This window comes from Flavobacterium sp. (assembly GCF_044349645.1).
GTDB lineage: Bacteria > Bacteroidota > Bacteroidia > Flavobacteriales > Flavobacteriaceae > Flavobacterium.
This window is the reverse complement of record NZ_JBIKQP010000015.1, coordinates 36,699-47,233: the sequence shown is the minus strand read 5'-3', so window position 1 is coordinate 47,233 and position 10,535 is coordinate 36,699. Positions and strand designations below refer to the sequence as shown.

Genomic DNA, 10,535 nt, shown 5'->3' with positions numbered 1-10,535 from the left:
GCACAAAGCTAAGTGGATGGTGTAGGGATACTAAATGCCCTAGCCCGGAGTGCAACGAAAGCCCCGAAGATTAAAAAAACCTAGTTTTGCAGAGGAAAAAGAGCGACCAAAGGAAGCTCCTTTTTACTCTAGCAAATCTCGTTTTTTAAACAAGGGCTTGGAGTGGAAAGCCGGAGGTGGCTTCAAAAAAAGCTGCAAATGGATGCAGCTTAGTTTAGAATTGAATTGTTATTCATTTTCGTATCGTTCCATTTCACGGTCATAAAATTCATTGGCTTGAACGATTAAACCTTCCATTTCGGCATTGAGTTCTGCTTCGTCAAGGTCTTCTGGTTCTTCCATAAATTCAACCTCATCATCGTTTAGATTGATGATAAATCGAGGATAATCAAGGTGAATAACAAAGATATCGTCTGGGAAATCGGTGTTGTCGCCAAGTAAAAATTTAGGTAATTCCATGTTTATTTCTTTAAATTTTATTTATCTGATAAAATGACTGGAGAATTTTTTCCATTCATAAAAATTATCTTAGTATTTGGTGAAGCGGCCAATTCTTTTTGGGATTTTATTTGTTCATATTGCAATTGCTTTTCAGTCAAACCAAGCGAGATTATCCTTTGATAGTCGGCTATACCTTGTGCTTCCACTCTTTTACGTTCGGCTTCTTGTTTTTCTTTTTGAAGTACGAATGTCATTTTTTGAGCATCTTGTTCTGCATTAATTTTACTTTCAATAGACAATTTAACAGACGCTGGAAGGTTGATATTTCTAATTAAAAGTTGCTCTAAGACAAGACCTCTCGTTTTGAAATCGTCCTCAATACTTTTATAAATTCGTTGTTGGAATTCGTTTCTTTTTGTAGAATACAAAGCTACTGCATCATAATAAACTGCGTTATCACGAATACGGGTTCTAGTTACAGGGCGTACAATTTTATCGATGTAATTGACACCAATTTGTTTGTAAATTTTTGGAGATTCAGAAGGCGAAACACGGTATAGAACGGTTAAGTCTATAACTACTTCAAGTCCGTCGTTTGATAATACTCGAATGGCGTCGTCGCCTTCTTGAGCACCTTCAGTGTGGATTGCTGACATGGTATAATTTTGAGTTTGAATGTCAAATTCAGTGATGTCCATAAGAGGGTTAATAACATGCAAACCACTTTCTAAAATATCGGGCTGAACGTTTCCATAAAGTGCTTGTACCCCAACTTCACCGGCATCAATTTGCTTGAACATTGAAGACATTAATCCTATTGCTATTGCTAAGATAGCTCCCACTTTGAACGGGCGAGCAAATTTTGATATTGTTGAAGTGCTATTCGACAATGAAGAACCTATTAAGAATAAAATAATTCCAATAATTATGATTAAGATTACCATTTTATATAAATTTAATTAATTGATTTTTGAAGTTGTTGTTTTGTTAATTTGTGAAAGCGAAGATACAAAAATAAAGCTGCGGTTGACAATCCTGCTAAAAGTCCGATCCAGACCCCTACTGCTTTCAATTCGGTGTATTTTCCTAGGAAAAAAGAGATTGGAAATCCAACCACCCAATAGGCAACAAAGGTAATATACATGGGTACTTTAACGTCTTGCAGCCCTCGCAAAGCACCCAATACTACTACTTGAATACCATCGGAAATTTGGAAAACTGCGGCTACTAATAGCAATTTTGAAGCAATGATTATGACTTCTTTATTTTCGATTACTTGATTTACATTCTCCATATTTAGAAACAAATGCGGCAAAAAGTTGTGTAAAATAACAAATAGGATTCCGAAGATCGTTTCCAAAATAATTGCAAGTAGAAAAACTGATCTTGCTACGATGATTAGATTTTTATAATCCATTAAACCTTTATTATTTCCTACGCGAATGGTTGCAGTAACACTTAGTCCCATTGCAAACATAAAAGTGGTTGTGGCCAAAGTAAGTGCGATTTGATTGGCTGCTTGAGTTGTTTTACCAATAGATCCACACAACCAAATTGCAGCTGTGAATAGTGCTACTTCAAATAACATTTGCATTGCAGAGGGAATTCCGAGACTAGCAATTTTTTTGAGAATTGATTTTTTTATTTCTCGGAAACTAAAATTCTTGAAATAGGGATTCAATTGAGCATTATTTTTCATGATAAAATGCATGAAAATGACCATTAATATTCTAGATATTACGGTTCCAAGTGCAGCTCCTATAATTCCTAATTTTGGAAATATCCAAACACCATAAATTAGCATATAATTAATGAATATATGGACAATATTAGCCATAAATATGGCATACATGGAATATTTAGTTCTTGATAATCCGTCGGCAAATTGCTTGTAACCTTGAAAAATGATTACAGGAATTAACGAAAAAGCTACCCAATCTATATAAGGACTTGCTAAATCAATTACTTCTTTTGGTTGATGCATTAAATACATTATTGGCTTAGCCAAAACAATTAGAGTAAAAATAAAAATTCCTAAAATGACACATGAAAGAAGTCCGTGATGAAAAACAGAACGTAATTTATTGTCGTCTTTTTCGGCATCTGCCATTGAAACTAGCGGAGTTATAGCAGTTGAAAATCCTATTCCAAGTGACATTCCAATAAAAACGAAACTACCACCAAGGGAAACTGCAGCCAATTCGGTGGAACCTAAATTACCGACCATCATATTGTCCACAATTGAAATTAAGGTATGGCCAAGCATCCCTAAAATTACAGGATAAGCCAGTTTAATATTGTAGGAAAACTCCTTAGTGTATTGAGATAAATTCAATTAATTTTATTTTCAACAAAAGTAATTAGAATTCCATACTTTTTGTAAGGATTTATCCAAATTAATTTATTTTTCCTACTTTTGTTTAACTAAAATTAAAAATATATGTCTAAAAAATTACTATTATTAGCATTACTAAATAGTTTTGCAATGTTTTCTCAAATTATTTTTAACGACGATTTTTCGAGCTATAGCAGTGGACAACCGTTAAGTGGACAAGGTTCTTGGACCAATAATTCTTCATTAAATGGGGGATTAGGCTCTTGCTCCGGATTTGGATGCGTAAGTTCATCAATTGTTAACAATACTGTTTCGTATCCGAATTATGGTACAGCAACAAAATCTTTATCAATTTCAAGCAATCAAGATGCAGTTGGCACAACATTTACAGGAGTTTCTAGCGGCACTATTTACATTAGTTTTGTAGTTAATTTTTCAGCTGCAGTAAATGACCCAGGTGGTTCTGCATCCCAAGATTTTTTTAGAGTAATGAGTTCTGGAAATTACAATACTGCATTTAGAATTGGGGCTTACAATTCAGGTGGTGGGTTTGTAATTTTTATGCAAAAAGGATCCGGAGCTAAAGTACTCTCTTCCGCATTGACTTATAACCAAAATCATCTTTTGGTGATGAAATATACCTTTAATCCAGGTTTAAATGACGATTTAGTAAGCTTATTTGTTGATTCAAATATGGCTGCTTCAGAACCAACAACTACAATTCAAACTTCAGATGGTGGAGCTGGAACAACGGATTATTTGACTGCAATAGATAGAATGAATTTTAGAGCTAATTATTCTACAATTCCCACAGGAGTTATCGGATTGGTTAAAAGTTCAAAATCTTGGAATGATTTGACTTTAGAAACTTCAAATTTAGAATTTAATTCTAGCTTTATCGTGAATTCAAAAAATGCAAAAGACGGTTTGTTAATCATTAATTCCAATACCAATTTAGAAAATGCATCACTTTCAATTTATAGTTTAGATGGAAAATTAATAGAAAATAGAAACATTAGTATAATAGATTCTGAAAATTCGATTGCTATTAATCCAATTCAAAATAGCGGGGTTTATATCGTTTCAATAAAAGGTAACGGAGTAAATTCCAATCAGAAAATTTATGTAGAGTAAAACTAACATAAACAAAAAAAAGCCCTGCAATTGCTGGGCTTTTTTTATATTAAATTCAAATTATTTTTCGATTTCTCGCAATGACTCCATTTTTTTGTGAGCGAGGAAACCTGTAATATCTTCAAAATGTTCTTTTACTCTTTTATTCCCGAATTCGAATACTTTAGTTGCTAAACCATCAAGAAAATCTCTATCGTGAGACACTAGAATTAAAGTTCCATCAAAATCACGAAGAGCGTCTTTTATGATGTCTTTGGTTTTCATGTCTAAGTGATTAGAAGGCTCATCCAGAATAAGTAAATTAACCGGTTCAAGCAATAATTTTATCATTGCCAAACGCGTTTTTTCACCTCCAGAAAGTACTTTTACTTTTTTGGTTACATCATCACCATGAAACATAAAAGCTCCCAAAATATCTTTAATTTTTGTTCGAACATCACCCACTGCGATATTATCTATTGTTTCAAAAATAGTTGCATTTTCATCTAATAAAGCGGCTTGATTTTGAGCAAAGTAACCAATTTGAGCATTATGACCAATTTCAACACTACCACCGTTTATTTCAATTTGCTTCATGATGGCTTTAATCATTGTTGATTTACCTTCTCCATTTTTACCTACAAATGCCACTTTTTGACCGCGTTCAATTACCATATTGGCATTTTCAAAAACCACATGATCGCCATATGATTTGGACAATTCTTTTACAATTACAGGATATTGACCTGAACGAGCGGCTGGTGGGAATTTTAATTTTAGTGCTGACGTATCTACTTCATCCACTTGAACAATCACTAGTTTTTCAAGCATTTTCACTCTAGATTGAACGGCGTCAGTTTTAGAAAACGTACCTTTAAAACGATCGATAAATGCTCTATTGTCAGCGATCATTTTTTGTTGCTCATCATAGGCTTTTTGTTGGTGAATTCGGCGGTCTTTTCTAAGTTCTAAGTAATGAGAATATTTGGCTTTGTAGTCGTAGATTCTTCCCATAGTCACCTCAATAGTTCTATTGGTAATATTGTCTACAAAAGCTCTGTCGTGAGAAATAACCACAACCGCTTTCGCAGAATTTATCAAGAAATCTTCCAGCCATTGAATACTTTCAATATCCATGTGATTGGTGGGCTCATCAAGCAAAATCAGATCTGGTTTTTTTAAAAGAATTTTCGCTAATTCGATTCTCATTCTCCAACCACCCGAAAATTCTGATGTTTGGCGCGTAAAATCTTCACGCATAAAACCTAACCCGAATAAGATTTTCTCTACTTCAGCTTCATAATTCACTTCTTCAATTGCATAGTATTTTTCACTAAGGTCAGAAACTCTTTCTATCAATTTCATGTAATCATCACTTTCATAATCGGTACGAACAGTTAACTGCTCGTTAATAGCATCGATTTCTGATTTCATTGAAAAAATTTCACCAAACGCTTTAGAAGCTTCTTCCACAACAGTAGCTCCATCAGTGGTAAGTAAATGCTGAGGCAAATAGGCAATTACAGCTTCTTTTGGTGCAGAGATATTTCCGGTTGAGGGTTTACTTTGTCCAGAAATTATTTTTAGTAATGTAGATTTTCCAGCACCATTTTTACCCATAAGGGCAATTTTATCATTTTCATTAATCGAGAAAGTTACATCGCTAAAAAGGGTAGTTCCACCAAACTGAACAGAAATATCATTAACTGTAATCATTTTTTATTTTTTGATTTTAAAGGCGCAAAGATAGTTTAAAATCAGATATGGTCAATTGAAAAATAAGGGGCAATTAAATACTCATTCTGAATTCTTCAATAACAGGATTGGCTTTTCCGAAATCTACTTCTTGGATAAATAGTTCCACAGCCAAATCAGAATTTCCAAAACCAGCCAATCTAGCCGATTGAATGTTGTCTTTTTTAACTGTTGCAACACCTACCGCTTCGATTTTTTCTTGAAGAGCTAAAGCCAAAACTTCGCTTCCAGAAAATATTTTTATTAAACCCATTTTTTATAAATGATATTTTTGATTAGAAATTATTAGTAAAGTAAGTATTGTTTGGATTTATTTCTCCAACCCGCTTGATTTTCATATTCCACGAAAAAGATTTTTAATTCAGCTTGATTTTCATATCTCACGAAGTACAATTTCTTTTTGGCTTGATTTTCATATTTTGTAAAAAACCATTTGCCGTTATTCTTACCAGCTTGATTTTCATAATTAACTTTGTAAACTAATAAATCAGCTTGGTTTTCATAATCTACAGCAAAAACTTTCACAGCTGCTTGATTTTCATATTCAGTTACAAATACTTTTTGAGCATTACAAAATGAAATAGAACAAAAAACTAAACCTAGGGACCAAAATAAATTCTTCATAAAAACATAAAATTTTAGGATTAATAAATTCAAATATACAAATTAATATTCTATAAAATCGAAATGAAATTCTTTATCACTATTAAACCACAATTGCCCTTTCGAAACTTCCAATTGGCAATCAAAATTATTAGTGAATAACGCTCCTGTTCCGAGACCTTGAGGCATTTTATTTTCCTTTAAAAAAGTCCATTGTGCAATAGCATTTAAACCAATATTGCTTTCTAAAGCAGAAGTAATCCACCATTTAATATTATATTTTTCAGCCAATAAAATCCACTCGTTTGTACCGCGAAAACCACCAACAAAACTTGGCTTTAAAATGATGTATTGGGGCATTATTTTAAGTAACAATTGTTCTTTATCGTTATATGAAAACACGCCAATTAGCTCTTCGTCTAATGCGATAGGAATTGGGGTTGATTTACACAACTCTGACATACTGTCAGTGTTGTTTTTTTGTATCGGTTGTTCGATACTATGTAATTTAAAACCAGATAATTGATTTAATTTATTTAAAGCTTCACTTTTATCAAAAGCGCCGTTTGCATCTACTCTAATTTCGACTTCTTCCGGAGTAAAATTCTGTCGAATATAACCTAATAATTTCAATTCTTCATCAAAATCAATAGCTCCAATTTTGAGTTTTAGACAGTGAAAACCTTCAGCTAATTTTACCTCGATTTGTTGCTTCATGAAAGCTTCGTTTCCCATCCAAATTAATCCGTTAATTGGAATGGATTTTAGACCATTTGTAAAGAAAGAAGGAAAGAGCAAAAAAGGGTTCTCACTTGCCAATGATAGGAATGCCATTTCGACACCAAATTGTATTGATGGAAACTCAATTAACGCGTCCCAAAGTTGTTCAACACCAAGATCAATATTCTCACAAGTCCAAGCTAATTTCTCTTCATAATCATGTCGGTCGTCGCAACTTAATCCACGAAGAATTCCGCACTCACCTACTCCTTTTTTATGGTTATTTTCAATGATAATAAACCACGTTTCTTTATGCGTCATTACCCCACGAGAAGTCCCTGCAGGTTCTTTAAAATCTAATATATATTTATGGTAATAAGCTTTCAAATTTTCAAATTAAATTACAATTCTATACCATCTCCGATATTTAAAAGCATTAAATCCTTGCCTTTATCGAAAAATTTCTTGATTGCTTGTTCTTTATTTATTTCGATATAACCGAAAGTATCGTAATGATAACCTAGAATTTTATCGCATTGCAAAAAATCAGAAGCTATAATTGCATCCTCAATATCCATAGTAAAGTTATTTCCTATTGGCAAAATAGCTAAATCTAGTTTGGTTCGCATAGGGATTAGCTTCATATCCATGGTAAGCGCAGTATCACCAGCTATATAGACGTTTTTTCTTTCTCCTTCAATTACAAAACCACCAGGATTTCCTCCATAAGTTCCATCGGGAAATAAGCTAGAGTGGATTGCATTTACATATTTTAAATTTCCAAATTCAAAATTCCAACTCCCGCCATGATTCATAGGATGAGATTGAAATCCTTTTTTACCGTAATAAGTAGCAATTTCAGCATTGGAAACAATTACAGCATTGGTTCGTTTTGCGATAGCTTCAACATCTAAAATATGATCTTGATGAGCATGAGTGAGCAAAATATAATCAGCTTCCAAACTGTTTATATCGATATGTGATGCTTTTGGATTCGCAGAAATGAATGGATCAACAATGATGTGAATATCAGCAATTGTAATACCTAATGAGGCATGTCCGTAAAAAGTAATTTTCATTTTATTATAAATTAAATTATTATCTACCTCCTAAAAATAGGTTTACGAATAAATCTTGGAAAAAATAAATCATACTCAGTGATAATAAAATGGATAAACCAAATGTGCTTAAAGCCACTTTTTTTAATTCTGGATCTAATTCTTTAGGATTATTATTATTGTAAACTGTTTTTAAGTGTTTTATTAGTGGAATAAAAGCAATAGCATATAAATATTGATCAAATGTAAAATCTTTAAAATAAGAGAATTCTAACATTAAGATCATCGCTGAAATGATAAGGAAGTAATGGTAAATTTTTGCATTACTAGCTCCCATTTTTACAACAATAGTATTCTTATTTGACTTCCTATCCGATTCTTCATCTCTCATATTATTTAAATTTAAGACAGCCACACTTAATAAACCTATTGAAGTTGCTGGAAAAAGTAACAACCAATCCATTTCTTTAGCAAACATAAAATAGATTCCTAGAGTACTAACAAGACCAAAAAAAATAAAAACAAATAAATCTCCGAAACCTCTGTATCCATAAGCTGAATTTCCAACAGTATATCGAATTGCAGAGGCAATTGCTAGAATTCCAAGAAGTAAATATATAAATGAAAAAAGCAGATTATGATCTTTAAATGCAACATAAATTAGTGCAATTGCAGACAGTAGCGTTAATAATGAAGTGATAATTAAGGCATTTTTCATCTGTTTAGGAGAAATGACGCCGCTTTGAATGGCTCGCTTGGGCCCAACACGATCTTCATTATCAGTTCCTTTGATTCCATCTCCGTAGTCGTTAGCAAAATTGGACAATATCTGAAATCCTAAAGTAGTTAAAAGCGCCAAAATAACAATATTCCAATTGAACAAAGCTTGTGACATAGCGTAAAAACTACCCACTATAATACCTGATACCGATAATGGCAAAGTTCTTAAACGTGCTGCTTGAATCCAGTGTTTCATTTTGTTTATAATATTATAATGTTAATCCAAATCCTATTGAAATTAAATGAACATTAACATTCGATTCAATAGGTAAGTACTTATAATCTGTTTGAAAATATATTTTTTTATTAAGAAAAATTCTCAAACCGGGATTAATTGAAAAACTGTCAAAGTTGAAGGCTAATGTACTTGGAATCGGCGAAAAAATTGGATCAAAAGGATCGAACACACTGAACGACTGTTGAATTTGATATTTAGCAGTAAATAAGGAATATCCTAAATTTAAATAAGGATGAAGAACTTTACTTCCTTCCAAAGTAATCCCAATATTTGGATTAATCATTAATGAATTCTCTAATTTAAATTGGTTGACAATTTCTCTTCCTTCGAAATAATCCAATCCCAATCCGGCTAGAATACTAAAATAATGATTGTTGTAAAACTTGTATTTAGCATCCACTCCTACAATTCCATTAAAATTATCACTTACAAAATTATTGTTACGGTTATTTCCGACGTAATGAATTGAAATAAAAACTTTATTATCTTTAATTACATTCTTATCTTGAGAATAAGAAGCAATAACCGTCAACAAGACAAAAGAAAAAATTATTATTTTCTTCATAAATATAAAATTAAAGATATTATAAACATATACTTGTTGAAAGTCCGTATTTAAAACTAATTATGGCAACCATTTTTTCTCGAAATTGGGTTTTCTTTTTTCAAGAAATGCGTTTCTACCTTCTTTAGCTTCTTCGGTCATGTAAGCCAATCTTGTTGCTTCTCCGGCGAAGACTTGCTGACCAACCATCCCGTCATCGGTAAGATTCATAGCAAATTTTAGCATTTTTATAGATGTTGGAGATTTTTGTAATATTTCTTGCGCCCACTCATAAGCGGTTGTTTCTAAATCATTATGCGGAATTACTGCATTTACCATTCCCATATCCATTGCTTCTTGTGCGGAGTAATTTCTTCCTAAAAAGAAAATTTCACGTGCTTTTTTTTGACCAACCATTTTAGCCAAATATGCCGACCCATAACCACCATCAAAGCTGGTTACATCCGCATCAGTTTGTTTAAAAATTGCGTGCTCTTTACTAGCTAAAGTCATGTCACAAACAACATGTAAACTATGTCCGCCACCAACTGCCCATCCAGGAACCACAGCAATTACCACTTTAGGCATAAATCGAATTAATCTCTGAACTTCTAAAATATTTAATCGGTGTTGGCCATCATCACCCACGTATCCTTGATGCCCACGAGCATTTTGATCACCACCACTACAAAAAGAGTAGACTCCATCTTTACTCGAAGGCCCTTCTGCGGAAAGCAAAACTACACCAATTGAAGTATCTTCTTGAGCATCGTAAAATGCTTGATACAATTCCGAAGTTGTTTTAGGACGGAATGCATTTCTAACATCAGGGCGATTGAAAGCAATTCTGGCTACTCCGTTGCATTTTTTATAGGTAATATCTTCAAAATCTTTTACTGTTTTCCAGTCTATATTATTCATGATCAAACTATTTTGTGTAAAATTAAG

The 10,535-nt window shown here is 32.8% G+C and carries 12 protein-coding genes; 1 reads left to right on the top strand and 11 read right to left on the bottom strand.

The annotated features are described in order from the left end of the window. Positions 1 to 228: 228 nt before the first annotated feature. Genes AC9UFV_RS04745 through AC9UFV_RS04735 form a run of 3 tightly spaced genes read right to left on the bottom strand, consistent with a single transcriptional unit; the run spans position 229 to position 2,776 of the window. On the bottom strand, positions 229 to 459 hold the full coding sequence (locus AC9UFV_RS04745; protein WP_509573326.1) for a DUF8828 family protein: 231 nt from the start codon (positions 457 to 459) through the stop codon (positions 229 to 231). A gap of 17 nt (positions 460 to 476) precedes the next feature. Further along, a complete protein-coding gene (locus tag AC9UFV_RS04740) occupies positions 477 to 1,385 on the bottom strand; it encodes a prohibitin family protein (RefSeq protein WP_509573324.1) in 909 nt (302 codons plus the stop codon). A gap of 11 nt (positions 1,386 to 1,396) precedes the next feature. Next, entirely contained in the window at positions 1,397 to 2,776 is a 1,380-nt protein-coding gene (locus AC9UFV_RS04735) for an MATE family efflux transporter (protein WP_509573322.1), read from the bottom strand. A 105-nt stretch (positions 2,777 to 2,881) separates the two neighbouring features. On the opposite strand from AC9UFV_RS04735, the gene AC9UFV_RS04730 reads away from it, so the two are divergent. Next, positions 2,882 to 3,910: a T9SS type A sorting domain-containing protein gene (locus tag AC9UFV_RS04730; RefSeq protein WP_509573321.1), complete on the top strand. Its 1,029-nt coding sequence runs from the start codon at positions 2,882 to 2,884 to the stop codon at positions 3,908 to 3,910. Positions 3,911 to 3,970: 60 nt separating this feature from the next. On the opposite strand, the gene AC9UFV_RS04725 is transcribed toward AC9UFV_RS04730, so the two are convergent. The 8 genes from AC9UFV_RS04725 to AC9UFV_RS04690 all read right to left on the bottom strand — a co-directional run bounded on the left by AC9UFV_RS04725 (position 3,971) and on the right by AC9UFV_RS04690 (position 10,508). Further along, the gene (locus AC9UFV_RS04725; protein ID WP_509573319.1) at positions 3,971 to 5,605 is read right to left on the bottom strand and encodes an ABC-F family ATP-binding cassette domain-containing protein; all 1,635 of its coding nucleotides are present in this window, start codon (positions 5,603 to 5,605) and stop codon (positions 3,971 to 3,973) included. Positions 5,606 to 5,678: 73 nt separating this feature from the next. Further along, the gene (locus AC9UFV_RS04720) at positions 5,679 to 5,897 is read right to left on the bottom strand and encodes a putative signal transducing protein (RefSeq protein ID WP_509573316.1); all 219 of its coding nucleotides are present in this window, start codon (positions 5,895 to 5,897) and stop codon (positions 5,679 to 5,681) included. A 32-nt stretch (positions 5,898 to 5,929) separates the two neighbouring features. Then, positions 5,930 to 6,268 carry a 7(1) septoil knot domain-containing protein gene (locus tag AC9UFV_RS04715; RefSeq protein WP_509573314.1) on the bottom strand — a complete coding sequence of 113 codons (339 nt, stop codon included), beginning with the start codon at positions 6,266 to 6,268 and terminating at the stop codon, positions 5,930 to 5,932. 42 nt (positions 6,269 to 6,310) lie between these two features. Further along, positions 6,311 to 7,354 carry an o-succinylbenzoate synthase gene (locus AC9UFV_RS04710; protein ID WP_509573312.1) on the bottom strand — a complete coding sequence of 348 codons (1,044 nt, stop codon included), beginning with the start codon at positions 7,352 to 7,354 and terminating at the stop codon, positions 6,311 to 6,313. A gap of 14 nt (positions 7,355 to 7,368) precedes the next feature. Next, positions 7,369 to 8,046 carry a metal-dependent hydrolase gene (locus AC9UFV_RS04705; protein WP_509573310.1) on the bottom strand — a complete coding sequence of 226 codons (678 nt, stop codon included), beginning with the start codon at positions 8,044 to 8,046 and terminating at the stop codon, positions 7,369 to 7,371. A 19-nt stretch (positions 8,047 to 8,065) separates the two neighbouring features. Then, the gene (locus AC9UFV_RS04700) at positions 8,066 to 9,001 is read right to left on the bottom strand and encodes a 1,4-dihydroxy-2-naphthoate polyprenyltransferase (protein WP_509573308.1); all 936 of its coding nucleotides are present in this window, start codon (positions 8,999 to 9,001) and stop codon (positions 8,066 to 8,068) included. A 13-nt stretch (positions 9,002 to 9,014) separates the two neighbouring features. Beyond that, positions 9,015 to 9,608, bottom strand: coding sequence for an outer membrane beta-barrel protein (locus AC9UFV_RS04695; protein ID WP_509573306.1), 594 nt, complete (start codon positions 9,606 to 9,608; stop codon positions 9,015 to 9,017). Positions 9,609 to 9,668: 60 nt separating this feature from the next. Beyond that, on the bottom strand, positions 9,669 to 10,508 hold the full coding sequence (locus AC9UFV_RS04690) for a 1,4-dihydroxy-2-naphthoyl-CoA synthase (RefSeq protein WP_509573303.1): 840 nt from the start codon (positions 10,506 to 10,508) through the stop codon (positions 9,669 to 9,671). Positions 10,509 to 10,535: the final 27 nt, after the last annotated feature.